At 64.4% G+C, this 25,598-nt stretch carries 20 protein-coding genes; 10 read left to right on the top strand and 10 right to left on the bottom strand.

All coding sequences use genetic code 11. The features are described from left to right. Window positions 1–25: 25 nt before the first annotated feature. The 7 genes from KAH28_RS12315 to KAH28_RS12285 all read right to left on the bottom strand — a co-directional run bounded on the left by KAH28_RS12315 (window position 26) and on the right by KAH28_RS12285 (window position 10,217). Complete coding sequence (locus KAH28_RS12315) at window positions 26–2,059, bottom strand: DUF1302 family protein (RefSeq protein ID WP_290577023.1); 2,034 nt, start codon at window positions 2,057–2,059, stop codon at window positions 26–28. Window positions 2,060–2,133: 74 nt separating this feature from the next. Then, window positions 2,134–3,207, bottom strand: a complete 1,074-nt coding sequence (locus KAH28_RS12310) for a YCF48-related protein (protein ID WP_290577021.1) — start codon at window positions 3,205–3,207, stop codon at window positions 2,134–2,136. Window positions 3,208–3,318: 111 nt separating this feature from the next. After that, window positions 3,319–4,707 carry a DUF1329 domain-containing protein gene (locus KAH28_RS12305; protein ID WP_290577019.1) on the bottom strand — a complete coding sequence of 463 codons (1,389 nt, stop codon included), beginning with the start codon at window positions 4,705–4,707 and terminating at the stop codon, window positions 3,319–3,321. Window positions 4,708–4,793: 86 nt separating this feature from the next. Beyond that, complete coding sequence (locus tag KAH28_RS12300; protein ID WP_290577017.1) at window positions 4,794–7,265, bottom strand: MMPL family transporter; 2,472 nt, start codon at window positions 7,263–7,265, stop codon at window positions 4,794–4,796. 709 nt (window positions 7,266–7,974) lie between these two features. Continuing rightward, window positions 7,975–9,645, bottom strand: a complete 1,671-nt coding sequence (locus tag KAH28_RS12295) for a choline dehydrogenase (protein WP_290577015.1) — start codon at window positions 9,643–9,645, stop codon at window positions 7,975–7,977. A gap of 142 nt (window positions 9,646–9,787) precedes the next feature. Next, window positions 9,788–9,967 carry a rubredoxin gene (locus tag KAH28_RS12290; protein ID WP_043769847.1) on the bottom strand — a complete coding sequence of 60 codons (180 nt, stop codon included), beginning with the start codon at window positions 9,965–9,967 and terminating at the stop codon, window positions 9,788–9,790. 43 nt (window positions 9,968–10,010) lie between these two features. Then, the gene (locus KAH28_RS12285) at window positions 10,011–10,217 is read right to left on the bottom strand and encodes a rubredoxin (RefSeq protein WP_043769844.1); all 207 of its coding nucleotides are present in this window, start codon (window positions 10,215–10,217) and stop codon (window positions 10,011–10,013) included. 353 nt (window positions 10,218–10,570) lie between these two features. On the opposite strand from KAH28_RS12285, the gene KAH28_RS12280 reads away from it, so the two are divergent. Continuing rightward, on the top strand, window positions 10,571–11,539 hold the full coding sequence (locus KAH28_RS12280) for an IS5 family transposase (RefSeq protein ID WP_043770774.1): 969 nt from the start codon (window positions 10,571–10,573) through the stop codon (window positions 11,537–11,539). A gap of 291 nt (window positions 11,540–11,830) precedes the next feature. Next, window positions 11,831–14,590 carry a LuxR C-terminal-related transcriptional regulator gene (locus KAH28_RS12275; protein WP_290577010.1) on the top strand — a complete coding sequence of 920 codons (2,760 nt, stop codon included), beginning with the start codon at window positions 11,831–11,833 and terminating at the stop codon, window positions 14,588–14,590. A gap of 103 nt (window positions 14,591–14,693) precedes the next feature. Here KAH28_RS12275 and KAH28_RS12270 read toward each other — a convergent pair whose 3' ends face one another. Then, window positions 14,694–15,878, bottom strand: a complete 1,185-nt coding sequence (locus KAH28_RS12270) for an alkane 1-monooxygenase (RefSeq protein ID WP_290577008.1) — start codon at window positions 15,876–15,878, stop codon at window positions 14,694–14,696. Window positions 15,879–16,254: 376 nt separating this feature from the next. On the opposite strand from KAH28_RS12270, the gene KAH28_RS12265 reads away from it, so the two are divergent. The 4 genes from KAH28_RS12265 to KAH28_RS12250 all read left to right on the top strand — a co-directional run bounded on the left by KAH28_RS12265 (window position 16,255) and on the right by KAH28_RS12250 (window position 20,596). Further along, entirely contained in the window at window positions 16,255–17,748 is a 1,494-nt protein-coding gene (locus KAH28_RS12265) for a cytochrome c peroxidase (protein ID WP_290577006.1), read from the top strand. 94 nt (window positions 17,749–17,842) lie between these two features. Continuing rightward, window positions 17,843–18,226 (top strand): DUF6394 family protein, encoded by a 384-nt coding sequence (locus KAH28_RS12260; protein ID WP_290577004.1) that lies wholly within the window; start codon window positions 17,843–17,845, stop codon window positions 18,224–18,226. A gap of 6 nt (window positions 18,227–18,232) precedes the next feature. Beyond that, window positions 18,233–19,924: an NAD(P)-binding protein gene (locus KAH28_RS12255; RefSeq protein ID WP_290577002.1), complete on the top strand. Its 1,692-nt coding sequence runs from the start codon at window positions 18,233–18,235 to the stop codon at window positions 19,922–19,924. 177 nt (window positions 19,925–20,101) lie between these two features. Further along, a complete protein-coding gene (locus tag KAH28_RS12250; protein WP_290577000.1) occupies window positions 20,102–20,596 on the top strand; it encodes a Spy/CpxP family protein refolding chaperone in 495 nt (164 codons plus the stop codon). A gap of 23 nt (window positions 20,597–20,619) precedes the next feature. Here the strand turns inward: KAH28_RS12250 and KAH28_RS12245 are convergent, their stop codons facing one another. After that, window positions 20,620–20,985 carry a DUF202 domain-containing protein gene (locus KAH28_RS12245; RefSeq protein ID WP_290576998.1) on the bottom strand — a complete coding sequence of 122 codons (366 nt, stop codon included), beginning with the start codon at window positions 20,983–20,985 and terminating at the stop codon, window positions 20,620–20,622. 77 nt (window positions 20,986–21,062) lie between these two features. Here KAH28_RS12245 and KAH28_RS12240 point away from each other — a divergent pair, with 77 nt between their 5' ends. Next, the gene (locus KAH28_RS12240) at window positions 21,063–21,722 is read left to right on the top strand and encodes a thiopurine S-methyltransferase (protein WP_290576996.1); all 660 of its coding nucleotides are present in this window, start codon (window positions 21,063–21,065) and stop codon (window positions 21,720–21,722) included. 137 nt (window positions 21,723–21,859) lie between these two features. Further along, on the top strand, window positions 21,860–22,381 hold the full coding sequence (locus KAH28_RS12235; RefSeq protein ID WP_290576994.1) for a BLUF domain-containing protein: 522 nt from the start codon (window positions 21,860–21,862) through the stop codon (window positions 22,379–22,381). Window positions 22,382–22,405: 24 nt separating this feature from the next. Here KAH28_RS12235 and KAH28_RS12230 read toward each other — a convergent pair whose 3' ends face one another. Beyond that, entirely contained in the window at window positions 22,406–23,176 is a 771-nt protein-coding gene (locus KAH28_RS12230) for a class I SAM-dependent methyltransferase (RefSeq protein WP_290576992.1), read from the bottom strand. 176 nt (window positions 23,177–23,352) lie between these two features. Between KAH28_RS12230 and KAH28_RS12225 the strand changes: the two genes are divergently transcribed. Both KAH28_RS12225 and KAH28_RS12220 read left to right on the top strand, forming a co-directional pair. Then, window positions 23,353–24,804: a PLP-dependent aminotransferase family protein gene (locus tag KAH28_RS12225; RefSeq protein WP_290576990.1), complete on the top strand. Its 1,452-nt coding sequence runs from the start codon at window positions 23,353–23,355 to the stop codon at window positions 24,802–24,804. A 65-nt stretch (window positions 24,805–24,869) separates the two neighbouring features. After that, entirely contained in the window at window positions 24,870–25,595 is a 726-nt protein-coding gene (locus KAH28_RS12220; RefSeq protein WP_290576988.1) for a class I SAM-dependent methyltransferase, read from the top strand. The last annotated feature ends 3 nt before the right edge of the window (window positions 25,596–25,598 follow it).

Here is a 25,598-nt window from a genome sequence, read left to right as displayed (position 1 = left end):
GCCCCAACGGACGCACCACCGCAGCCTAGAAGGAGTAGCTCAACCGCACCGCGACCTCGTCCGCGTAGTCGACATTGCTGAAGACCGACTCGCTGCGCTTGCCCCACACGCCACTGTCGACATAGTTGTAGAAGAAGTCGGCCTTGAAGCCACTGCCGATGTTCCACTTCAGCAGGGGCTGGACCAGGATGCCGCCCCTGGCGTCGAAGAGGCTGGTGAACTCGAAGACGAAGGTACGGCCCGGTGTGGGCTGGAAGCCGGCCAGCACGAAGTAGTTGGCGTTGGGGATGCCTTCCGGAATGGTGTTCTCGTCACCACCATAACCATCCAGATTCAAGCCCACCAGATCGCTTTCACTGCGGAACTGGTACTGGAAGACCAGGTAGGCCGCCGGGTACTTCGCCGACCAGCGCGTCCACTTTTCGGCGACGAATGACGCGATGAACTCATCACTCTTGAGATGATCGTTCGACAGGGTCGGGGCGGTGAAGACCCGCTCCGGCGTGTACTGCATCTCCACGTTTAGGATGATCGCGTTCAGGAGACTGTTGTCGCTGGTGGTGACGAACTTACCGCCGAGACCGAAGACTTCTTCTCGGAAATACTCGCGATTGATGTAGCCGCGATAGCCACCGCCGGCGGCATACATGACCGTATCCAGCTGGTTCCTCAGCTCCTCCATACTGTCGGCTTCGCGCAGATACACATCGAAGGCATCAGGGAACTCGTTGAGCATCACGTTCCAGCCTTCGAGCCCGTTCAGCTTGGCCTCGGCCGCATAGGTGAACCACTCGCGCCCGCTGGTGACGCCGCCTGCTTCCGCCACGACGGGGGTCTTTGAAAGGGCCTCGCCGAGGCTCCCGGAATTGCGGCACAGCGCCTGCGGCAGCGGGCCGTTGCGCGGGTTCTGGGAACCTTCACATCCTGGGCTCTTCACGCCGTATAACGTCGCCGCGAGCCCACCGAAGAGATTGTCGGCAACATCCGTCGTGACACCACTACGGGTCCAGCTGAAGGCGCCCAGCGGGTTGTAGCGCGACGCCACCATGGCCTGCCAGCCCCAATTGTTGTAGTCGGCCTTCAGGCGGATGCCGCCGTTGATCTTCTCGTCGAAGTCGCCCCGGAAATAGTCCTCGCGCACGGTGAACTGCGTGGGGATCACGTTGTACGGGGTGTTGGGATTGGACAGGATCGTCGGCTGGAACTTGCCCACGAAGCCATCGAACACCATCCGCCCCCACTGGTAAGTTCCGCGCAGCGAGAGCGTGGGAACGCGCTTGTCGCTGAACTCCTCCTGGGCCCGGTCCAGAATCGAATGACGGCGGAAATCGAGGCCGTTGGGAATATCGAAGGTCTGGAAGGCGATCGACTGGCCCCAGGCGATCTGCTGATTACCGAGGCGCAGGGTCAAGCCGCGGGTGCGGTATTCGAACAACAAGGCCGGGAAGTCGATGTTGTAGTTCTGACCCGAGAACTCCAGCGGATTGATGTTGCGGCCGTTCGGCGCGATGGCCTCCATGTAGTTCGGCTCACCCGCGTAGAGGTTGGGATCGCCGCCGACGATGCCGCTGCCCTGCGCCCCTGACACGCTGCGCGCATCGAAATCGTCGTAGATTCCGGGATCGTAGACACCGCGGACTCGCGCAACGAAGCGCAGCGAGCGGGAGAAGTTGAGCTCCATCTCGCTCTCGATGCGCGTCTGGAGCAGATTCATGTCCGGATCGTCGATCGGCACCTGATCGCCACGGCGGAACGAATCGTTGAAGCCGGGCAACGGAATGGCCCAGTCGTTGCCCTGAGTTTGCGGCAGCCCCGCCAGGCCCGGCGGCACGAAAGCCTGCCGATCAACGGTGACGTCGTTGAAGTAGTTCGTGCCCTGGTTGTTGAAATTCTGTGCAGAAGTGGTTCGTGCGGCCGCGTCGATGCGAATGGCCGTGCTGAGCTTTGCGTCCTCCAATACGCGCGAAAGCGGATAGAAGCCCTGGGCTTGCGCGGTAATGGTGGTGACACTGAGCGCCAGATAGGCAGCCGCGGACACCATGAATTGTCTATTGGTCATGAAACACCCCTCCTCCAGTTGCGAGCTGCGTCCGGCGGCTTAGCCCTGCCTTCCTCGCGCTCGATTAATAAGTCTTATTGCAAAGCGATGATGCGTCCGCTGTGACCGACCGCCAGCATTTCTCTGGCGTCCGGCGCCACTTGGATCGCGCTGTACCAGTTGATATCGAGATCGAGAGCATCCAGGGTCTGCCAGCTCTCGCCGTCGTCCTCACTGAAGATGGCCGAACGCATGCCGACCGCGATGACCGCGCCTTTACCGTCGCTGGCGACCGAGAGCAGGTTGATCTCGGCCAATGGCGTGGACAGCTTCTTCCAGCTGCGACCGGAATCGGTTGTCTTGTACACCGTCCCCGACTGCCCCACCGCGAAACCATTGCCGTCGGCGCGGATCTGGATGTCATTGATGGTGGGTGCGGCGGCGGACACGCCTTCCTGGCCTTCAGCGAGGGTCTCCGCAAAGTTGACGAACTCCCAGCTGTTGCCTCCATCGCCGGAACGCAGCACGTAGGCAAGCTCCCCGGCGATGAGAATGACGCCGTCGTCGAAGACCTCGGCGTCGTACATCGAGGGCTCTGCGGTGGCGCCGGTCGCGTCGGCGGGCACATTCGCCGATGCGGCGAGTTCAGCCCATTCCGGTGCGACGTCATTCCAGTTGCGGCCGCCGTCCGACGAGGCCAGCAGCGTTCCGAAGGCGCCGACGATGATCGCCCGACCGTGCCGGTTCACCGACACATTCAACAGGCGCTCGTCGGTGTCAATCGAGACTTCTTCCCATTCGCCCCCCGGGTCGCGCAACAGCACCAGCCCCTGCTGACCTACCGCAATCGCGCCCCCGTCGTACAGCGCAACGGCCAAGAGCGCGAGCTCCGTGGGCGCCTTTTCTTCCACCCAGGTGTCGCCACCGTCTTCGGTGACCATGACCTGACCGAAACTTCCGACCACGATGCCCTTGTCGCCCAGGAAATCCATGCCGAAGAAACGTTCCTGGCGGACACCTTCGACGAGCACGCGCCCATCCCCTGATATCTCGCCAAGCGCGCCGGAAGGGGCGTTGGCTTCTTCGGCAGGCGAGGCATTCTCCATGCCGTCCTGCGCATAGCTTGTCGGAACCACCGCTGCCGTTAATCCGAGCAGCAGGCCAGACAACGAATTCAAAGCGTTTCTAGAAAATAGGCAAATCATTATTTGTTCCGGAAGGGAAGGTGCGTGCGCGCCCGGCGCACGCACCTTCTGGTCAATACCGACTTCCGCTCTACCTCAAACGCGGCCGAGCGCCTGCTGCGCAGAGGTCGTGAGGTAGCTGTCGTACATGTAGTCCTCGTCCATCTGGAAGTCGCTACGAATTCCAGCAGCCGAAAGCGGGTGATCCACCCGGCTCATGCGCTTGTTCTGGAGGTTGTAGCTCATCACATAGGTCCAGGACCAAGCCGGATGCTTGCCATCGTGGCCTACGACCATCCGGTCTCCATCCTGGTAATAGCCAAAGCCGCTTTCGAAATCCACCCAGGGCTTGCCCTGAAGGTCGAAACGAATGCAGCTCGTGTAAGTCGAGTTGCGCACATCGAAATACGCGTGGCGCTTACTGACGGGAGCGCGTGGATAGCCGATCGGCTTGGATTCCACGACGGCAACATCCGGAATCATGCTGAGTTCAAGGTCGAAGTATTTCGGATTGTCTTCCTGAACCGGCAGCTCCCAGTTGTCGTTCTTCTGCGCAAAGTTCCCGGAGGTTGTTCCGAGCATGGGCTTGCGCTCGACAATCTTGTATTCGCCCCAAGTCCGCATGGGATCGCCGGCAGCCCAGGGGTCGGTCAGGAACCAGGTCGCGCCGGGAATCAGCGGCTCAAAGCGCTGGTTGGCCGGGAACTGGCGCACGCGCCGGAACTGGGGAAGATAGCCGTAGAGGTCCGGAATCTCCCGCTGGTCGTACTTCCAGATACTCAGGAAGGAAGTGCCCTTGACCTCGTCAGAGGTTTCGAAATACACCGTCTGCCGACGAATCTCGTCCTTGTGTCCACGGAAGGCCTTGCCGTCCATGCGGGCCTGCATCTGCAACTCGACCCAGGCGAAATCGTAGGCGTACTGCTGACTGCCATTGCTGTCGAAATCGCGCTGCCGGACAGCGTAGAAGTTCGCGTCGGCGCGCCCCCAGCTCAGCGCCGCATTCGCCTGGATCTCTTCAGCATTCTTCGGATTCGGAAAGGGAAAGCCGCCCTGCCAGGGATTGCCGTCCGGACCGACGACGTTGCCGGTACTGTCGAACTGCGCCAGGTAACCCGACGCCTTGTTTTCCAGCGTCTTCTGCAGGTTCTGGTGGGTGAACATCCGCGTGATGTCGGTTTCCGGCTTACCAATGCGGATGCGCCTGCCATCTTCGCGGATTTGCTGGATGAAAGTCGGGCTCAACAGATGCTCGACATGCTCAAGGTTGTTGGCATCAATGATGTCGCCGACCTTGATCTTGCCCTTGGTTTGCGCCTCGATCGAGAAGGCTTCCTCGGGATAGGCCTTGGTGAGATCCTGCAATCCGGCCTCGCTCGCCCATAGCTTGTCGAGGGGCATCAGGACGCCGGCGCCAAGACCCATTGCCATGTTGTGCATAAGGCGACGACGCGTGTAGTCGACATCGTATTTACGTATCCTCATTTTCCACTCCTCCTAACGCCTCGTGGCGCTTATGACGGATGCTCCAACGGGGCGGGGGCCCGAAGGACTGCTTTATACATCGGGGGTCACGCAGGTCGATGCGCGTCACCGACTTGATCTGTAAAAAGTGACAGATCGACACTTTCCCCGACCATGAGGTCCTCACGGGCGGCGAACTTGGGTTTCAGGAACCACATCAACAGGGGCAGCACGATCAACGCGAGCACCATGTTGATGAGCATGATCACGGAGAGCAGAAGCCCCATATCGGCCGTGAACTTGAGGTCCGACAGGAAATACCAGGGCAGAATGCCGATGACCATGATCGCGGCGGTGAACTGAATCGCCTTGCCGGTCGTCTGGATGGCGTGCTTGATCGCCTTACCCCAGTCCTTATCCTGTGCGGAATATTCCTCACAAATACGGGACAGGAGATAAAAGCCGTAGTCGATGCCGACACCCACACCGAGCACAGCCACCATCACCGAATTGATGTCCAGGCCGATCCCCATGAGATGCATCGCCGCCGTCAGGAAGAAGTTGGAGAGCATCACCGGGACCAGAACAACCACCGCCGCAGTCAAGGACTTATAAGCAAAGCTCGCGATCACGAAGATCGCAACGGCCAGCAGCGCGAGAATCAGCCAGTGATAGCGATCCACTACGGTGTTCATCGCATGCTGCAGGGGGATGGTGCCGGTCATTCGGTCGGCGCTGACGCGCAGGGACTCGCCGTCATACACCGCCGCCTCCTGGTTGCTCACCTCGTCAATCGCCGCCCGGGCGGTGGTGAGCGCGCCATCGACGGTTTCCTGCTTGTTGTCGCGATAGAACAGGGAGATGGTCGAGTTCTGGAACTCGAAATCGCTGACCTGCGAGAAATTCAAGGGGTTCTGCCCGAAGGAGATGGCCATGGCGGCCGCGCCTGTGGCGCCGTCATTGGGATCGAGGGGAAGCCATTTCGGATGCCCACCGGCGTATAGGCGATTGCCCTCTTCCATGAAGTCCGCAAAGGAGCGCGTGTTGCGGGCGGCGAGGCCACCTTCACCCACCCCCTCCTCGGCGAGGCGCTGGATCTTCTTGGAAACCATGTAGGCCTCGGCAGAGCGGGCTGTTCTCGGATCGCTGCCGTCATCCTTGGATTCGAGAATCACCTCCAGGGAATTCACGCCCGGGAAGTGGTTATTCACGGTGCGCACGCCGGTATTGAATTCCGAGTCCTGCCAGAGCAGATTGCTGCCTTCCACCGGATTGCCGACCTCGATCTGCGCCGCCGTATAGATCGCACCGGCGGAGAGGATGACCATCACCATTACGGTAACCGGCGCCTTCTTGCCGGTGACGATGCCGGCGATGCCGGCAAGCGCACTCTGCTGCCATCGATGCACACCCTTGAGCTTGCTCTTGCCCGTGATCTCGTCGACATTGCGGGGCGTCGGCAGATACGACAGCAGGATCGAGATCAGGAAAACGCCGGTCGGGATCAGGAAGAGCGCCCAGAAGCCCGCGAACAGGGCGAAGCGCTGCATCGCGGGAATGGGGGCCAGACCGATGAAGAGAATGCCGAGGGCGTCCGTGATGATGCCGAGAATACTGGGAGCCAGCATGACCCCCATCGTGATCTCCGCGGACTTCTTCTTGTCACCGACTTCACTCAGGATCTCGTAGTAGCGATCCGAAAACTGGACGCAATGGGAGAATGATCGGGCAACGAGCAACAGGGGCACGATCATCAAGAGCGGCTCGATGGGCGCGTTGAGCCAGCCGACCAGGCCGAAGCCCCATATTCCGGAAGTCATGCTCACGACGACCGGGACCACGACGCCGGCCGTGTTCTTCACATAGAGCGCGAGCGCAATGATGAGCAGGAAGACGGTGATCGCGAAGATCAGGTAGGTCTGCTGCTGTAGCTCGTAGACCCAGCCGGTGAGGGCGGGCTGCCCGACCACATGGACTTCGTGATTCTCGTCGGAGGCCTCCTCTGCCAGATCGCGGAGATGCTTGAGGACGACATCGTATTCGAGCTGATCCTCGTAGAAGCCCGCACTCATAAGTGTGGCGGTACCATCCTCTGAAACGAGGTATGTGCGCGATACCGGGGATCGATCGACGCGAACGTGGAAGTCGTCGAGCTCCTCTGGATCTTCTGGCACCTTGTCGCCCATGAGAGGACGCATATTGATGCCGTAAGGCGTCGCCTCCGCGTAGCGCGCCTTCTCCGTGGTGATGGAGAGAATGGTGTCCGGATTCACCCCGGGGATGAGATGGAAGCTCCGCGTGAAATCCCAGACCTTCTGCAGCGTCTCCGGGTTGTACAGCGTCTCCCCGTCGGTACGCTTGATCATCACGACCGCAGTCAGCGGATCACCGAAATTCGGGTGATCCAGAAAGGTCTGCACGAAGGGATCATCCGCCGGCAACAGGTCGGAAAAGATGGTGCGAACTTCAACACGCGCAAGCCCTGCCGCGAATATGATCGTAATAATCACGAACAGAACACTGACCACGGCGCGGTGCGCCATGATCCACTGAGCAATTTTGAAACGGGCTGCGTTCATTATCGGTTCTTTCTAGATTTCAATGGCAATGAATTGCGAGCGGAGACCCCTTCCGCCCTGCTGGGAAAGGCGACTCAATGGCAAGTCGCGGCAGGCAGATTGCTGCCATTGCTTGCGAAGCGAGCCCGTACTGGAGGGGCGCCTGACCACCCCGCTGCCCGGAAGGCGCGCAGCAAGCCGGCCGTCTGCACCTGGCAGAAGCGACGCTCCAGAATTGCTGTTGCTCTGGGGACGCATGGGCCAATGCGCGTGCGACCTTGACCCCATCCGAAAGTCGGGGATCGCGTAGCGCGGCTCCAGAGCTTCGCCACGGACGCCACCTGGCTGCGGCCTGCCCGCTTGCGCCATCCGGTCAGGACGTGGCGAGAAGCACCCGCTTGCCGGGCGCCTTCCACACACCGCAACGAAACCGCGCGCTGGGTGCAGGCTGCCTCCTTGGGGGGATCGCACGGTGGGCGATCCAGCGAGCGCTTTAACGCCGCAGTCACCATGTCTCCTCCCTCATTGATGGCGTAGCGCTCTTGAGGCCACGCTCGTGCTTTTGTCACTGCTGATAGTAGGCACCGCCCTGGGGACGCGGTACTACACAAACGGGTAGTTTTGGCTACCCCGAAGGGGGCAGGCACCGCGACAGGCGCGCCGATAGACCTGAACGCACCGTATCGCCCGGGCGGCTGGAACGGCAGGCATGGCTGCCTGACGGGCCGGCTCATGCCGGCTCCGTGGCACGGGTCGCCCGCCGCTTCGGCGCAGACCGGGCGGCCGACTTCGTGACGGCCGCGCTTCTGCTACTGGCGACGTCCGGAAAGCGGATCATCTCGGCAGCCTTCTCGCCGATCATGATGGTCGGCGCATTGGTGTTGCCGCGCACCACGGTCGGCATGATCGAGGCATCAACCACGCGCAACCCCGCAACACCGTGAACCCGGAGCTGCTCGTCTACGACCGCGTCGCTGTCCCGCCCCATGCGGCAGGTGCCGACGGGGTGATAAACCGTGTCGGCACGCTGCCGGATGGCCGACCGGATCTGCTCGTCGGTTCGGACATGGGCGGTATAGATATCCCTGCCGCGATGCCTGGCCATGGCGGGGGCATTCAGGATCTCCTGCATCCTGCGAAAGCCCTTCACCAATCGCTCGAGATCCTCGTCCTCGGAGAGGAAGGCCGGGTCGATACGCGGGGCAGCCATGGGGTTGGCGCTGTGCAGGCCGACCCGACCCCGACTCTTGGGAGTCAGCAGGCAGACGTGACAGGAGTAGCCATGACCCGAGTGCAGTTTGCGACCGTGATCATCGAGGATGGCAACCGCAAAATGCAGCTGCAGGTCCGGGGCCGCCAGACTCGGATCGCTGCGCAGAAAGCCACCCGCTTCAGCCACATTGCTGGTGAGCTTCCCGGTCCGGAAGCGTCGGTAGGTGCGCAGGGCCTGAAGCATCTGCCAGCCACCCGACAGGGAGATTCCCAAGGGCTCCTTGGAGGGCGACTTCACGGCCGTGACGTAGTCGAGGTGGTCCTGCAGGTTGGCCCCGACACCGGCCAGTTCATGGCAGATCGGGATGCCGTGCTGATCGAGTTCCTCGCGCGGCCCGATGCCCGAGAGCATGAGCAGCTGCGGAGACTGCAACGCACCAGCGCTGACGAGGACTTCTTTGCGTGCACCGACGTGGTGGCTGGCGTCGTCCTTGCGATAACGAACACCGACCGCGCGCTTGCCTTCCATGTCGATGCGCGTGGCGTAGGCCTCCGTGATGATCGTCAGATTCGGGCGATCGGCAACCGGTTCGAGGTAGGCCTTGGCCGCGCTGCAGCGATCGCCCGCCTGCTGTGTCACCTGGAAATAGCCGACGCCCTCCATGTCGGGGCCGTTGAAGTCGCTGACGCGCTTGTGGCCCTGCTCTTCAGCCGCCGCGATGAAGTCATCGCAGATCGCGTGCGGCGAGCGCAAGTCAGCGACATTCAGCGGTCCGCCGACGCCGTGAAACGCGTCAGCGCCGCGCTCCTGGTTCTCCGCGCGCTTGAAGTAGGGCAGCACCTCGTCGAAGGACCAGCCGCTATTGCCAGCCTCCGCCCAGCCGTCGTAGTCGCTGCGGTGGCCACGGATATAGACCATGGCGTTGATCGAGCTGCTTCCGCCCAGAACCTTGCCGCGCGGCTGATAGCCGCGCCGGCCGCCGAGGCCGGCCTGCGGCTCCGTTCTGAAAGCCCAGTTCAGGCTGGGCGAACGCAGAAGGGCAGCCATGCCCAACGGAATCCTCACGAAGGGACTCTTGTCAGCCGGTCCGGCCTCGAGCAGGCAGACGGTGGTCTCGGGGTCCTCGGAAAGCCGGTTCGCCAACACGCAACCGGCCGATCCTCCACCAATAATGATGTAGTCGTACATATATGCCTCCTCTGGCTGGTCGATACGTGCTTATGCCGCGCTAGATGCGCGATCTCGTCCTGACAGCACGATCGTCACGATTGATTCGATGCACGAACGGGCAGGCGTCGCCCGCCGCTCTCCCTCTCAGAAGCGTTTCAACTCAACGCGCAACCTCCACCATGTCGAAATCGGACTTGGGCGCCGAGCAATCCGGACACATCCAGTCGTCGGGAACATCGTCCCAAGCCGTGCCTGGCGGTATCCCGTCCTCGGGCAAACCGACGGCCTCGTCGTAGATGAAGCCGCATACAGCGCATTGCCATTTCCGGCTCGCCGTCATCTAGCGCACCAGCGGGCGGCGCCGAGCAGGGAAGATCCGTCGATCATGAGGCGGACCGGGCCTCCCCCTTCGCCTCGCCTTGCGTGAGCGCGACGAAATCGGGCTTGTCGCGCACCGCGCAGTCGGGACAGAACCAGTCCTGGGGAATCGCGCTCCATGGCGTCCCCGGCGGGAAGCCCTCCCGCTCATCGCCTTCGGCTTCATCATAGATGTACCCGCAGCCGGGGCATTGATACTGCATTGCGGACATCAGGACCTCCTGGACGGGACCGGGCACAACATCGCCGATGTTTCAGCGCGGCTGATCTGCGCCACCGACACCGCAGGTTCTTCGCTGCAGGCTCCCGGTGGCGGGGTGAGGTCGCGCTATTGAGTAATACGCAAGCTATGAAGCAGGTGGCTATTAAACGTCAGACGCTGCGTCTGGGACGCCCAACTAAAGGAGGGGATCGAAGCTCAGGAGCGAACGTCGGCTCAAAGAGCTACACCAAGCCAGGGCACACGAGCGGCGCCTCGGCGCCATCAAGCGGACCTAAGGAAACTCTGATCAATCGCCCCGATCTGGGATGATGCCGGGGCACGGAGACGATGGTGAGCCAGTCGATGAAGCAGCGGACGTTCGCGGATCTTGAGCAGGCGCACAAGAAGAAGGTGACGCGCCGCGAGAAGTTTCTGGCGGAGATGGATGCGGTTATTCCGTGGTCGCGCCTGGAGGCGTTGATTGCGCCGCACTACCCGAAGCCCAAGGCGGGCAAGCCGGGGCGCCGGCCGCTGTCGCTGGCCACCAAGCTGCGCATCTACTGCCTGCAGCAGTTCTACGGGCTGTCGGATCCAGGCGCCGAAGAGGCGCTTTACGACTCCGATGCCATGCGCCGCTTTGCCGGCATCACGCTGACGGATGAGGCGGTGCCTGACGAGAGCACGATCCTGCAGTTCCGGCGGCTGTTGGAGCGGCACGGGCTGGCCGAGCAGATCTTTGCCGAGGTCAATGCCCACCTGCGCGAGCGGGGCCTGATGCTGCGCGAAGGCACGCTGGTGGACGCCACGCTGATCCACGCGCCCAGCTCGACGAAGAACCAGAGCGGTACGCGGGATCCCGACATGAGTCAGACGCGCAAGGGCAACCAGTGGTACTTCGGCTGCAAGGCGCATATCGGCGCCGATGCCCACAGTGGCCTCGTGCACACCGTTATCGGCACAACGGCCAAAGTCGCCGACATCACCCAGACCGAAGCCCTGCTGCACGGCGAAGAACGCATCGTGCTGGGCGATGCCGGCTATCGACGCACGGGCCGCAGCCTGGATGCCCCGGCGCCCGATAGTGGACCGCGCATCGTCACGCCTTACGTGCGCAGTGCCGGCAAGGCGCTGCTGGAATGGCAGCGCGCCGCCAACCGACGTCTGGCGTCTCTGAGAGCCCGGGTCGAGCATCCGTTTCGGATTGTCAAATGCCAGTTCGGCTACACCAAGGTCCGCTATCGCGGCCTGACCAAGAACACCGCGCACCTGCACAGCCTGTTTGCCATGGCCAACCTCGTGGCGGCCCGAAGACAGCTGCTGGCGGCAGGATAGGTGCGTCCAATGACAACGAAATCGGGCTTCTGCAGAGGCTGAAGCCCCCGAAACAGCCTTCATTTCACCCGGTGTGCAGCCTGCAATGTCTTCGCGGTCACTCATCCGACTTTGATCAGACATTCCCTAAGGCTGCCGATGTAAGCTCAAGCCTGCGCAAGCCTTCGTTAATCGGCCACGATTGACGCAAGGCGAGGAGGTGGCGCTGAACCGCAAACGTGAAGCTGCGCCACCCCACAGTCTGCGATGCTCGGCGCTCGAGCCAAGCCACAGCTGGAGCTTTTGTAGGGCATGACGACCGACTCGAAGGCGGCGAAAGTGGAAGCAGGAACGACATTCCCCTCCTGGGAACTGGCGCGCCCGCGGCTGCAACTTCCCGCAGAGGTCTGGGAAGCCTCCCAGCCTGTGGTTGCGCTTGGCGCCGGCGCAGGCTTCGGGAAGTCGACGCTCCTGAGCCAGTGGAGCAAGCAAGGACGAGACAGCGGGCACCGGATCATCCATTTGACTGCCGAGCCCTATGACGACGACGGCGACAACCTTCTCATGGAGCTCGCCGCTGCCGTTGGCCTGCAGGATGTGCAAAGCGGCGAAACCGTTCTGGACAGTTATGGCGGCGAGGGACGACTCGCGCTTGTCAAGGCATTGCTCGCCGAGCTGGACGCGCAACCCTTTCGGACCGCACTGTTCATCGACGATGCACACCATCTAAAGGGCCGTTCGACGACCTCGGCCCTGGGATTGATGCTTCGCTATCAGCCGGAGCGGCTGCTGCTTGTCGTCAGCGGCCGCTCCCACCCCGCCGCGGCTCTGAGCAAGCCTCTGCTCGAGGGGCGCCTGTACCAGTTCGGGGTGCAGGAACTGGCATTTACCGAGGCGGAAACCAAGGAGCTGTTGCAGCAACACAAGATTCAACCGCGCAAAGAGCTGGTTACCCAGCTGCTGCAGCGGACCGATGGCTGGCCCGCAGTCGTGCGCTTGGTAGCACTGTCGCTTCAAGAGGATGAAGCGTCGCAGGACGCCTTCTTCACCGGACTCGCCGAGGGCCCGCGGTCCTTAACGGATTACCTGAACGAAGCCCTTCTCGCTCAGCTGCCGAATCGTGTTCATCAGCTGCTTCTTCGCCTGTCGTTGCTCCGCCAGTTTTCGCTCGAGCTCGCGACGTACGTGGCAGACATGGAGGATGCCGGCAAGCTCCTGGAGGAACTCGAGCACCGGGCGCTTCCGATCAGTCGTGACAACGCCGAAGAGCCCATCTACGTTCTGCACCCCTTGGTGCGAGACTTCCTGCTCCAGCAGTTCAAGCAATCCGCTAGCGGGGAAGTGGCCCGGGCGCGCGAAAGGGCTGTCGAATGGCTGGTGAGCCGGGGAAGGATCGAGGGCGCTATCGAAGTCTGCCTGGATGCGGATGCCCTGGACGCTGCCACGAAGCTGATCAACGAGCACGCGGCAGAAACCACCCGCATCTTCGGGCGCCACACCACCTATCTGCGCTGGGTCAACAAGCTACCGGCTGAGACCATCAAGCGATTTCCCGAGATTCGCCTGCAGCAGGCTTGGTCCCTGGATTTCGTGCGACGCCACGACGAAGCCGAGCGCATCCGCCGTGAGCTGGAGCAATACCCGCTCACCAGCAAGCAACACCGTGAGCAGGACGCCGAGAGCGCGATCACTGCGGGGCAGCTCGAGGAAGCCATTGAGCTTCAGCGCTGCATCGAGCCAGCGCTGCGCGATCACGCCGAGGAGAGCACGTCGCGCACGCAACGCTGGCTGACAAGGTGGCCAGACGCCAACAGTTTCGATAAGGCTGCCGCGCACTGCGTTCTGGCTTTTTCCACCAAGGCACTGGGCAACTTCAACGACGGCGTTGGACACGCACGCACGGCTCAAGCGCTTGGACGGGAATGCGGCGGCTACTACGCCCTTGCATGGGCCCATATGCTGACCGTCGCGAACCTGATCAAGTGCGGGGACTACCGGCAAGCGCTGCACGAATGTGACCAATACCTGGCGGAGCTGGATCCGGTACTGGGCAAATGGTCTCGATCGGTAATGATGCTGCACGCCATGCGCGCCGGCCTGCTCTACGAGTTCGACCGCATGTCCGACGCCGCCCATGCCATCGATCGCGGCTTAACCACCCTGATCGAGGAAAGCTCGACCGACCCTATGATCGTCGGGTACGTCACGCTGGCCCGATTGCAGACCGTACAGCTTGCGCATCTGGATGCGCTGGAGACCCTGGCCGAGGGCGAAGCCATGGGTACGGCGCAAGGGCTCCCCCGCTTGACGATCTCGCTTCGCGCCGAGCGCGTGGTGCTGCTCCTGCGCCAAGGCGAGCTGACTCAGGCGCAAGCGCTCTGGGAGGAAATGGAAAGCGGGGCCCCGGCCAGGAGTTCCGTGCATGGCTTCGACCGGTCGCTGGCGGATAAGTCCGGGCGCATTCACGCAAGGATCGCGCTACTGAAAGGGCATGCCAACGTCGCCTGTGAGCTGCTGATGCCCGTTCTGCAACGCGCCCAACGTACCGGCCAGAAAAAGAAGCAGGTCGAACTCTTGCTCATTCAGGCCATGGCACTGCAGGAATCCGGAGAGACCGACAACGCACTCACCGTGTTTCATGACGCCCTGGACATCGCCCTGCCCGAGGGATACGTACGTACCTTTGTCGACGAGGGGCCGCCACTGCGGACGCTACTAAGCAACTATCTTCAGAGGCATGGCCAGAAGGATGATGACAAGCGACCGGTCCGTCGCGCCTATCTCGACAAGCTGGCGGCAGCAGTCGGACTGACCGGACGGGATCAAGCGGAGCCGCGGGCCGAAAGCTCGGCGACAGACGGGCGGCCGCTTATCGAGCCGCTCACGACACGAGAAGCGCACATCCTGAACAGGCTGCAGTCGGGGCTTTCCAATCGCCAGCTTGCCGATTCGCTGTTCATCAGCGAGGGCACGCTCAAGTGGCACCTTCGCAACGTCTACGGGAAGCTGGGCGTGAGCAATCGCGTTGCGGCCATTGCGCAGGCCCGCCATCTCCAGCTGATTGACAGCTGATGCGCGCCCCTGCCGGCACTTCGGGCGCGATCTAGCGCGCACCGGAGCCCACTGAACTGCGGCGACAACGAAGCCCCCGCAGTCAGTGTGGCCTGTGCACCCCTCAGGCGCTCATTGATGCGCCGTCGTAATCCGAATAACGGCGCAGGTAACGCTCGCGCTTGGCCGGGTCGATGTTGGCCTTGGTCACATCGCGGTCATAGGTCTCCAGAACCCGCGGGTCCATGACCGCCCGCCACAGGGGCGGGACCAGTGCCAGGCCATACATCCCGGGATAGCCCGAGGGCAGCGTAGGAATATCGTCGAAATCCCTCAGCGACTGATACCGCCGAGTCGGCCAGGCGTGATGATCCGAATGCCGCTGCAAATGGAAGAGCACGAGATTGGACATGAGGTGGTTGCTGTTCCAGGAATGCGCCGGCTGGCAGCGTTCGTAGCGGCCATCCGGCTGCTTCTGACGAAGCAATCCGTAGTGCTCGATGTAGTTGGCGTTGGTCAGGAACCAGTAACCATAGGCCATGCTGATCAACAGGAAGGGCACCACGATGGGCCCGAATACGGCTATCAGACCGCCATAAACGAATACCGTGATGGCGAGCGGTTGCAACACCTCATTATCCGGGCTCCAGGTTCCCTTGCCCTGGCGCTGCAAACGCAGCTTCTCGGTGTTCCAGGCGCGGCGCCATGCCCCCGGAATCTCGCGCAGCGCAAAGCGATAGATGCTTTCGCCCATGCGCGCAGAGGCAGGATCCTCGGGAGTGGCCACGTCTTTGTGATGCCCCTTGTTGTGCTCAGTCAGGAAGTGGCCGTAGCCGGTCACGGCCAGGCACACCTTCGCCAGGTTCTTTTCCAAGCGGCTCTTCTTGTGGCCCAGCTCATGACCGGTGTTGATCGCCAGACCGTTGATGATGCCCACCGACAATGCGGCGCCCAAGTAGGCCAGCCAGTGAAACCCGAGCGTGGCAACCGCCCAAGCTCCCACCACAAGCGTGACGTAGTGCAGCGGCACCGTCATGTAGGTCAGAAAGCGGTAATAGCGATCCGACTCCAGCGCCTGAATAGCCCCTTCCGGTGGGTTGCTGCCATCTTCTCCGAGGAGCCAATCCAGCAACGGCAGCACCAGGAACCAGACCCCGACGGTCAACCAGGTAAGGCTCTGGACACCGGTGACTTGGGCCAGGTAGATGCCGATAACCGGCGTCATGACCCACACGGCCGCCAGGGGCCAGAAATAGCGCTTTCCGTCCCGATATCCGGCCAGAGGGTCTGCGGCGTCAGTCTGCGTCATCGTGTTGCTCATAATTCCACCCATTCACCATGTTGCGTTCACCACAACCGCCCCGAATCGGCATGCGATGCACGGAAGCATCACGCGGGCCACGGGCAGCTGTTTCTTAACGCTATTGGAACGCGATGGCCGGCAATGCTCGCCTTTCTAAAGGAAGGTTTTTGGGGCCCCTAGGCCGACGCCTCGGCAAGCCGCAATCTCGTTCTGGGCTCTTAAACCTGCGAGCGATCGCGGTAACGCCGCCGAAACCGACCGAAGGTAGCGCCCAGCCGACACACCCTGTCCCCGCCTTTCAGCCGGCGCCCTATTCTGTTGCCGTGCATCAGCGAACTGGCTGCGCACTGCTCATCATCGCAACAAGGGAAAGCGCAGCATCATGCATACCAAGATCATCGTGGCGCTCGGCGCAGCTGCGCTACTGGCAGCCTGTGACGGGGTCGCCACGCGCGGCCAGGGCGGGGAATCCAGCGTCGACGCTGCACTGCACGCGGAGATCCAAGCGCGCGGACTCAGCGGCGATCCCGGCGCCGGTCGTCAGCTTCCGGGCATTGACGATCCGCTGGCACAGCTCGGCATGCAGCTCTTCTTCAGCAAGGCGCTCGGCGGTGACAGCGACGCCGCCTGCGTGAGCTGCCACCACCCCATGCTAGGCGGCGGCGACGATCTTTCGCTCTCGATCGGGGTCGGCGCCGTGGATCCCGATCTGCTCGGCCCGGGACGGCGCCACCCCGGCGCCCAGCCCACCGTGCCGCGCAACGCGCCCACCACCTTCAACACCGCCCTCTGGGACCAGTACCTCTTCCTCGACGGCCGCGTCGAGAGCCTGGGCAAGGAAGCCGGCATGGCGGGGCGCGGCAGCGGCATTCGCACCCCGGACGTCGCGCTGGGCAGCGCCGACCCGGCGGCCGGCATCGATCTGCTGGCCGCGCAGGCGCGCTTCCCGGTGACCTCCATGGAGGAGATGCGCGGCGAGCATTTCGAGGCGAGCGGAAACAACGCCGACGTGCGCCGGCATCTCGCCGAGCGGCTGGGCGGCTACGGCAACGCACAGGCGGAGCTGCCCGGCAGCCAGTGGCTGACCGCTTTCCGCGCCGCCTTCGGCAGCGATGAGCCCGCCGAAAGCCTGATCACCTACGCCAACATCGCCGAGGCGCTGGCCGCCTATCAGCGCTCGCAGACCTTCGTCGCGACACCCTGGCGCGATTACGTACAGGGCGATACGAGCGCGCTCGACGATCAGCAGAAGCGCGGCGCCCTCGTCTTCTTCCGCGCGCCGGAGGCCGGCGGCGCGGGCTGCGCGAGCTGCCACAGCGGCGATTTCTTCACCGACGAGGATTTCCACAACATCGCCATGCCCCAGATCGGCCCCGGCAAGGGGGACGACGGCGACGGCGACTTCGGCCGCTACCGCGAGACCGGCATTGCGGCCGAGCGCTTCGCCTTCCGCACGCCGACGCTGCTGAACGTCGCCGTCACCGGTCCCTTCGGGCACGCCGGCGCCTACGACAGCCTGCGCGAGACGGTGCTGCACCACCTGGACGCGCACAGCGCCGTGGCCGCCTTCGACTTCGGCCTGGGGCAGCTCGACCAGTTCGAAGGCAACGGAGAGCAGCTATACCCCCGCGCCCGTGCCCATACCGAGGCGGCGCTGGCCCATCTGGATGCCGCACGCGCCAGCGGTGACACCAAGCTGCCGACCGTCAGCCTGACCGACCGCGACGTCGACGCCCTCGTCGCCTTCCTGGAGGCGCTCACCGACCCCTGCGTGCTCGACCGCCAGTGCATGGCCGCCTGGATCCCGGGCGACGCCAGCCCGGACCCCGACGGCCAGCGGCTGACGGCGGTGGATCGCTTCGGCGACCGCCTCTGAGCCACTGTACGCCCGCAGCACGCGAAGCGGCGCCGGTTTAACCTGACTCCGGCGCAGCCGCCCCCCGCGGCTGCTCTTGGCGAGAGGACAGGGAATGAATACGGAAAAGGTCGTCTTCGGCTTCTTCGTGCTGCTGGCGCTGACGCTGAACTTCGGCTTCGTGCTCGGCGAGATCGACAACCCGGCGCATCACGGCGCCTACGAGCTCTTCGCGGCGCTGGTCGTCAGCCTGATCGCCACCGTGCTCAAGATCGGTGACCGCTCGCACATCGGCGCGCTGCTACTGGCGGCCAGCCTGGTCGCGGACCTGCAGCTCATCGCCGCGGCGCTGGTCTGGGGTGTCGCCACGCAGGTACTGGGCATCGGCACGACCCCGGGCGTGATCGCCAGCGTCGTCTCGCTGGCCGCGGGCGCGCTGCTGGCCAACATCGCCTCGGTCACGATCCTGATCATCGAGAGCTTCACGCTGCGCCGGTAGGCGGCCGTGGACACCATCATCTGGCTGGTCCTGCGGCGTCTGCGCACGCCGCTGCTCGTGCTCATCGGCGCCTATGCCGTGTCGGTGGGCGGGCTCGTGCTCATCCCGGGCGTCGACGACCAGGGCCAGCCCTGGCGCTATGACTTCCTGCACGCCTTCTACTTCGTGTCCTACATGGGCTCGACGATCGGCTTCGGCGAGATTCCCTACGCCTTCACGCCGGCGCAGCGGCTGTGGGTCACACTCTGCATCTTCCTGACGGTGACGGCCTGGCTCTACGCCATCGGCCGCATCTTTGCGCTGGTACAGGAGGACAGCTTCCGCAACGCCGTGGGCGAAGCGCGCTTTGTCCGCGCGGTGCGACGACTGAACACGCCCTTCTGGGTCATCTGCGGCTACGGCGAAACCGGCAAGCTGCTGGTCAACGCGCTGGTACGCCGTGGCGTGCAGGTGGTGCTGCTCGATCGGCGCCAGTCGGAGATCAGCCAGCTGCAGATCGAGAACTACGGCCCGCGCATCCCGGCGCTCTGCGGCAACGCCAGCGAGACCCTGCATCTGCTCGAATCCGGCATGCGTCGCCGCCTGTGCCGGGGTGTGGTGGCGATGACCGACGACAACGACGACAACATCCGCATTTCGGTCACCGCCAAGCTCATCCGACCGGAGCTGCACGTCATCGCCCGGGCCGGCACCACCGAAGCCGCCGACAACCTCAGTTCCTTCGACACCGACGACGTCATTCACGCCTATTCGGTCTTCGGCGAGCATCTGCTGATGACGCAGACACGGCCGAGCCTGCACCTGCTGCACGCCTGGCTGATCAGCCTGCCCGGCTACGAGCGCCAGGGACCCACGCCGCCTCCGCGCGGCCACTGGATCGTCTGCGGCTACGGCCGCTTCGGACAAGCCACTGCCAGCGCCCTGGAGGAAGCCGGCAACCGCGTCACCGTCATCGACAGCAACCCGGCCAAGGTGCCGGAGGGCGGCGTCGTCGGTCGCGGCACGGTCGCCGGACCGCTGCGCGAGGCCGGCATCGAAACGGCAGTCGGCATCGCCTGCGGGCTGGACTCGGACCCCAACACGCTGTCGGCGGTGATGACGGCGCGCGCGCTCAACCCCGACATCTACGTCATCGCTCGGCAGGATCAGCGCGCCGACAGCACCATCTACAAGGCAGCGCACATCGACCTGATCATGGAGGTCAACCGCATGGCGGTATGGCGCATGCTGCCGCTGATCCACGAACCGCTGCTCGCCGACTTCCTGGCGCGCATGCGCAGCGAGGACGAGCCCCGCGCCGCCGCCACGCTGGAGCAGATACGCGCGCGATGCGGCGAGCGCACGCCCGCCACCTGGTCGCTGCGCCTCAATGCCACCGAGGCCCCCATGCTGGCCCAGCGGCTGGCGGCCGGCCAGCGCATCTCACTGGCAACGCTGCTGCGCGACCCGCGCGATCGCACGCGGCAACTCCCCGTGCTGGCGCTGATGCTGCAACGCGACGGCGATGGGCCCCTGCTGATGCCCGACGCCGACATCACCCTTGCCCTCGGCGACGAGCTGCTGCTCTGCGCGCATGAAGATCATCCGCGGCTGCTGGCGTACACGCTCCACGACCCCAGCGACGGCGCCTACGTGCTCGACGGCGAGGATCGGCCGGCGGGCTGGCTCTGGCGCCGCATCGCTCGCTGGCGCAGCTAGAGAAAAGGGCTCTGCGCGAGCGGATGCAGGAAGCCTGGCGCACGACCGCGGGCGGTCCTCGGCCAGTCGATTTCGCTTCCAATGCCTGCCCACCGCACGACTCGGCGCGACGATGGTCCAATGTCACACGGTCGGGTCAACGCCTCCCTTCGACCCGGCACAAAGCGGAGACGGACCATGCCAAGAATTTTCAGCACCACCTTGTTGATCGCCGGCTTGATGGCGGGCGGATCCGTCCTCGCTGAGGGCGAGGGCAAACACGAGACGCATTTTCAGAAATGGGCGGAGAAGCTGGAGCTGAGCGACGACCAACGGGCCGAGCTGAAGCAGTTACACGGCGAACACATGCCGCAGATGCGCGCGCATCACCAGAAGATGCGTGAATTGCGAGCCGCCGAGCGCGCGCTGGATCCGACTGCCAAGGACTTCATAAAACGCAGCCGCAAACTGGCCGAGGAGCGCGCCCGATTCCAGGTCAAGGCAGCCACGACGCGGGCCGAACATCGGCAGCAGATGGCGAACATTCTGACTGCGGAGCAGCGCCAAAAAATGGCGGAAGCGCACAAACAACACCGGCAAGAGATGAAGGACCAACACCGCGGCGATGCCAAAGGGCACGGCCGCGGCGGTGGCGGGCACATGAAAGGCAAGCACGGCAAGGGGCACGACTGACAGCGGTCGTCGCGGCTCCAGGCTCAATAGCGATTCAGTGCAAGGTACAGTCCCAAGGCAAGGCCGAGTAGGGCGATAAGCGCACTGGCCAGCGGTGCGAGCCAGGTGCCGTAGCCTGGTGGGTATTCGGCGGGATTCAGGCTGCGCAGCAGCCTGCGATGCTGCAACGCGGAAACCGTCGCTAACGCCACGCCGAAAGCAATGAAGGTCAGCCCCAGCCAGTAAAGGCCGAGCGTGCCCTGTGCCTTTGCCGGTGCAAGCAGCGCCAGCAGCAAGCCCGAGCGCTCCACGAGAAAGCCGAAGCCAATGAGCGCCAGGGCCGTGCGTTGCCAGGCGAGCAGCGTGCGCTCGGCGGCCAGGAAGACGCGCGGATCTCTCAAGTCAGACATGGAAGCTCCTCTGCTCAATCGGCACGATCGATTCGCCGAAGCGCTACGCTAAACACTTTCAAGGCAGGAGGCCGCAATTGGATCCGGATTTCTGGCTTGCGCGCTGGGACAATGAGGAAATCGGCTTTCACCAGCCCGACGGCAATCCGCTGCTCGCCGCGCACTGGCCCACGCTGGCAATCCCGCCCGACGCGCAGGTGCTGGTGCCACTCTGCGGTAAGACGCCGGACATGGCCTGGCTGGCTGCACGCGGGCACAGCGTCATCGGCGTCGAACTCAGCGAGAAGGCGGCACGCGCCCTCTTCGCCGAGCAGGACGTGCAGCCGGAGACCCATGAGCGCGACGGCTTCACTGTCTACAGCGCCGGCGGAATCGCTATCTGGGTGGGCGACTTCTTCGCGATGCCGGCGGCCGTGCTGGCCGACTGCTCGGCGCTCTACGACCGCGCCTCGCTGATCGCGCTGCCACCACCAATGCGCCAGCGCTTCGCGGCCTTACTGACTGAAGCGCTGCCGGCTGACGGCCGTGGCCTGCTTGTGGCGCTGGACTACGATCAAAGCGAAATGGCCGGGCCACCCTTCAGCGTGCCGGATAGCGAGATCCGGCAGCTCTTCGAGCCGGCTTTCGCGGTCGAATGCCTGGCGCGCAAAGACACGCTGGCCGACAACGAGCGCTTCCGCCAGAAGGGGCTGAGCCGGTTATGGGAGAGCGCTTACGGACTGACGCGCAATCGCTAGCGCATAGAGCGCCGGCTCGCCCCGCCAGGGCCGGTGCCTGGCCGTCGGTCCGGTCGCGTCTACCGATAACGCTGTCACAATCGCGAGATGCGGTTCGCGCTGCCGATGATGCAGGCCCGCCCTTTCGGTCGCCCGCCATGTCTAGTCCCGACACTGCCGGCAGCTCGCTCTACCAGCTGAGCTACTGCAGCCGAGCACGCGTCGCGCCCGACGAAGCGCACTTCCGGGAGATGTGCGAACGCTTCGCGACGCGCAACACGGCCTTCGCTATAACCGGCATCTTCCTGACGCTGGGGGACCGCTTCATCCAGGTGCTGGAGGGCGAGCGCTCCGCCGTCGAGCAGCTGGCGACCAATATACGACGCGATGTTCGTCATCTCGAATTCCGCATCCTGCTGCAACGCGAGATCCCCGAACGCGCCTTCGGCGACTGGTCGATGGCGGGCCTGTACCTGGGCAGCGAGGTCGCGGCGACACCTGTAGAGCTGGAGCGGCTGGAGCACCTGCTGCGCGAGGTCCTCCAGCAGCCCAACGAGCCGCAGCACTGGCGCGAGACGCTCCGCAAGCTGCCCGCATTGCTTCGGCCGAGGCGCCGCGTAGGCGCTGCGCCCGGCGGACCCGCAACCGGGCCCGCCAAGCCCCTCCACCGGACCGGATAGCGCTGTCGCGCGGGCCACTCCGACTCAGGCCGGACGGAAGGCGATCTGCTGGACGAAATCGACCTCATCGCGCGCATAGGGGCGCTGCAGGTCGCCGTAGCGCTCGACGTTCACGAAGCCGGCGTCCTCGAGCAGATGGCTGAGGTAGTCCTGGCGCAGCGGATACATATTGAGCTGGAAGCGGGCACCGTCGGCGAAGACGTACTCGAATTTCGCGAGCTTGCGGTTGAGCTCCACCGGCCCGACATCGACGCCGTCACCGGTATAGCAGTACGCGTGCTTCGAGCTGTAGCCCTGATCGAGCATGCTGTCGTAGTTGCGCTGGTCGATGATCAGCATGCCGCCGGGGCGCAGCACCCGGAAGATCGCGCGCAGCGCCGTGCGCCGGTCCTCGTGGTCGAAGAGATGGGTGAAGGAATTGCCCAGGCAGACGACCGCATCGAAGCGCTCGCTGCCCAGCAGCTTATCCAGCGACAGCCAGTCGGCGACCTGGGTATCGGTCAACTGCACGCCGTACTGCTTTGCGTTCTGGCGGGTCTTGGCGACCATGTTCTCCGAGCCGTCGGCGGCGGTCATGCGGAAGCCGGCCTTGGCCAGGGAGACTGCATTGACACCGGTACCGGCGGCGATATCCAGCACTTCCTGCGCGCCGTGCGCCTTCAGCAGACGGTTATAGAAAGCGCCCTCGCGCGCCAGGCGCGTTTCCCAACCCACCAGATCGTCCCAGTAATCGGCGAAATCGGGGGTGTACTGTCGATACTGATTGCCGGTATCGGCATTGAGAACCTCGGACATGAATGCTCCTTGTCGTGAATGTTCTGGCGTGCGGCAAGGCGAGAGAGGGAGCGGCGCATAGATTCAGGCGCCGCGCCGGTGTCGCCACACGACGGAAGCGCATGGTGCGCGGTCCGAGGGAATCGATACAGATGCAGTTGCTCTCATTATCGACCGGTACAGATTAGACTCACGCCATGGCCGAGCATCTTTACGAGCGCGTCGCCACGGAACTGGCGCAGCAGATCGAGCAGGGCACCTATGCGCCCGGCGACCGCCTCCCCGGCGTGCGCCGGCTGCGCCGCCAGTTCGGCGTCAGCATCGCCACCGTCGTCGCCGCCTGCGAGCTGCTGGAACAGCGCGAGATCCTCGAGGCGCGCCCGCGCTCCGGCTTCTTCGTGCGCGACGGGGCGCGTGACCTGCCGGAGCCCGAGGACAACGACGAAGCGCTCGCCGGTCCGAGCCTGGTCTCCGGCCAGGAGCGGGTGCTGGAGCTGGTGCAGTCGCACAACGACCCGGCCGTGATCTCCTTCGGAGCCGCCGCACCGGCGGCGGCCCTGCTGCCCTCTGCCGCGCTGGACCGGAGCTTCGCCCGCGTGCGGCGTCGCCAGCGCGCGCGCGTGGCCGCCTACGACTTCCCGCCCGGCAACGCCGAGCTGCGCGTGCAGGTCGCCCGACGCATGGCGCAGGCCGGCTGTACCCTCGGCCCGGACGACATCGTGCTGACCAGCGGCTGCCAGGACGCCATGCTGCTGGCGCTGCGCGCGGTGGCGGAGCCGGGGGATGTCGTGGCCATCGAATCTCCGGCCTTCTACGGCATCCTGCAGGCCATCGAATCGCAAGGCATGCGGGCGCTGGAGATCGCCACCGACCCGACCGAAGGCATGTCGCCGGCGGCGCTGGCGCGCGCGCTGGACAACTGGCCGATCCGCGCCTGCGTCATGATGCCGAGCTTCGGCAACCCGCTCGGGCATCTTGCGCCCGATGCGCGCAAGGCCGAGCTGGTGGCACTGCTGCAGGCGCGCGACGTCCCGCTCATCGAGGACGACGTCTTCGGCGAGCTGGGCTTCCACGGGCCCCGCCCCTGGGCGGCCAAGGCCTACGATGACCACGGCAGCGTGCTCTACTGCAGCTCCTTCTCCAAGACGCTCGGCGCCGGCCTGCGCGTGGGCTGGATCGCGCCCGGCCGCTACCGCGAGCGCGTGACCTATCTCAAGTACGCAACCGGCCAGGCCACAGCCAGCATGGCAACGCTCGCCGTCGCCGACTATCTGGAGCAGGGAGGCTACGAGCGCTTCCTTCGGGGCCTGCGGCGACGGCTGGAGCAGCAGGTGCAGCGCGTCATCAATCACGTGCGGCGCCACTTCCCCGCAGGTACGCGGGTCGCCCGGCCGCGCGGCGGCTTCGTCGTGTGGGTCGCATTGCCCACTGGCCACGACAGCCTCGCCCTTCAGCAGCGAGCGCTTGCCTCCGGCATAAGCTTCGCCCCGGGGCCCTTCTTCTCCTCCACGGAGCACTACCGCAACTGCCTGCGCCTGAGCTGCGCGCAGCCCTGGACGCCGGAGGTCGCGGAAGCGCTGGCACAGCTCGGCCGGCTGGCCACGGAACCCGCCCAGTGGGCGCCGACGAAGGACTGCGGGACGGCTTGACACGCACCGGCAGGGCGTGGGGAAGATGCGGGCCGATCCCCCCGCGGCCCAAGCGCCGCCGAAGCATGGCAGACCAGCACGAAAGCGACAGCCGGGAACTCGGCCTGGAGCTGGGGCTACTCGCCCTGCGCTCCTGTGCCGGTACCGACGAGCTGCATTACGGCCTCTGGGACGAGGATCTTCCCGTGCGGATATCCAATATCGCCGAGGCTCAGCGTCGCTACACCGAATACGTGCTTGCGCGCATCCCGCCGACAGCGCAGCGCGTGCTGGATGTCGGCTGCGGCGCCGGTGTCATGGCCGAGAAGCTGCTGGAACGCGGCCACGAGGTCGAATGTGTATCGCCCTCCAGGGTCCTGGCCGAGCGCACCCGCGAGCGTGTCGGCGACAGGGCGCGGCTGCACTGCTGCCGTCTGGAGGATCTGGAGCCGACTGCCGATTTCGATCTCGTGCTCTTCAGCGAGAGCTTCCAGTACATCCCGATGCCTACCGCCCTGGCGCAGGCCCGACGCCTGTTGCACCCGGCAGGGCAGATCCTCATCTGCGACTTCTTCCGCACCGAGGCTACCGGCCGCGAGCCCATGGGCGGCGGGCACCGCTACCGCGAGCTGCACCCCGCACTGACCGCGGCCGGCTTGCGCGTCGAGCAGGAAGAAGACCTGACACCGCGCATCGCGCCCACGCTGGAACTCTACGAGCAGCTGCGGCGCGAGCTGATCGGCCCCGGCGCCGAGATCATCGAGCGCTACGCCCGGCGGCGCCACCCCTGGAGCAGTCGCCTTGTCGCCTGACTC

Origin of the sequence: Algiphilus sp. (assembly GCF_023145115.1) — a bacterium.
GTDB lineage: Bacteria > Pseudomonadota > Gammaproteobacteria > Nevskiales > Nevskiaceae > Algiphilus.
The sequence above is the reverse complement of the archived record's forward strand: the minus strand, read 5'-3'. Positions and strand labels throughout refer to the sequence as shown.

Bases quoted from the DNA above. Each gene is read 5' to 3' on its own strand.
- KAH28_RS12265 (WP_290577006.1), top strand. From the start codon at position 16,255: ATGCATACCAAGATCATCGTGGCGCTCGGCGCAGCTGCGCTACTGGCA.
- KAH28_RS12290 (WP_043769847.1), bottom strand. From the start codon at position 9,967: ATGACGGCGAGCCGGAAATGGCAATGCGCTGTATGCGGCTTCATCTAC.
- KAH28_RS12235 (WP_290576994.1), top strand. From the start codon at position 21,860: ATGTCTAGTCCCGACACTGCCGGCAGCTCGCTCTACCAGCTGAGCTAC.
- KAH28_RS12295 (WP_290577015.1), bottom strand. From the start codon at position 9,645: ATGTACGACTACATCATTATTGGTGGAGGATCGGCCGGTTGCGTGTTG.
- KAH28_RS12250 (WP_290577000.1), top strand. From the start codon at position 20,102: ATGCCAAGAATTTTCAGCACCACCTTGTTGATCGCCGGCTTGATGGCG.
- KAH28_RS12230 (WP_290576992.1), bottom strand. From the start codon at position 23,176: ATGTCCGAGGTTCTCAATGCCGATACCGGCAATCAGTATCGACAGTAC.
- KAH28_RS12280 (WP_043770774.1), top strand. From the start codon at position 10,571: ATGAAGCAGCGGACGTTCGCGGATCTTGAGCAGGCGCACAAGAAGAAG.
- KAH28_RS12225 (WP_290576990.1), top strand. From the start codon at position 23,353: ATGGCCGAGCATCTTTACGAGCGCGTCGCCACGGAACTGGCGCAGCAG.
- KAH28_RS12220 (WP_290576988.1), top strand. From the start codon at position 24,870: ATGGCAGACCAGCACGAAAGCGACAGCCGGGAACTCGGCCTGGAGCTG.
- KAH28_RS12300 (WP_290577017.1), bottom strand. From the start codon at position 7,265: ATGAACGCAGCCCGTTTCAAAATTGCTCAGTGGATCATGGCGCACCGC.
- KAH28_RS12285 (WP_043769844.1), bottom strand. From the start codon at position 10,217: ATGTCCGCAATGCAGTATCAATGCCCCGGCTGCGGGTACATCTATGAT.
- KAH28_RS12315 (WP_290577023.1), bottom strand. From the start codon at position 2,059: ATGACCAATAGACAATTCATGGTGTCCGCGGCTGCCTATCTGGCGCTC.
- KAH28_RS12305 (WP_290577019.1), bottom strand. From the start codon at position 4,707: ATGAGGATACGTAAATACGATGTCGACTACACGCGTCGTCGCCTTATG.
- KAH28_RS12275 (WP_290577010.1), top strand. From the start codon at position 11,831: ATGACGACCGACTCGAAGGCGGCGAAAGTGGAAGCAGGAACGACATTC.
- KAH28_RS12270 (WP_290577008.1), bottom strand. From the start codon at position 15,878: ATGACGCAGACTGACGCCGCAGACCCTCTGGCCGGATATCGGGACGGA.
- KAH28_RS12245 (WP_290576998.1), bottom strand. From the start codon at position 20,985: ATGTCTGACTTGAGAGATCCGCGCGTCTTCCTGGCCGCCGAGCGCACG.
- KAH28_RS12260 (WP_290577004.1), top strand. From the start codon at position 17,843: ATGAATACGGAAAAGGTCGTCTTCGGCTTCTTCGTGCTGCTGGCGCTG.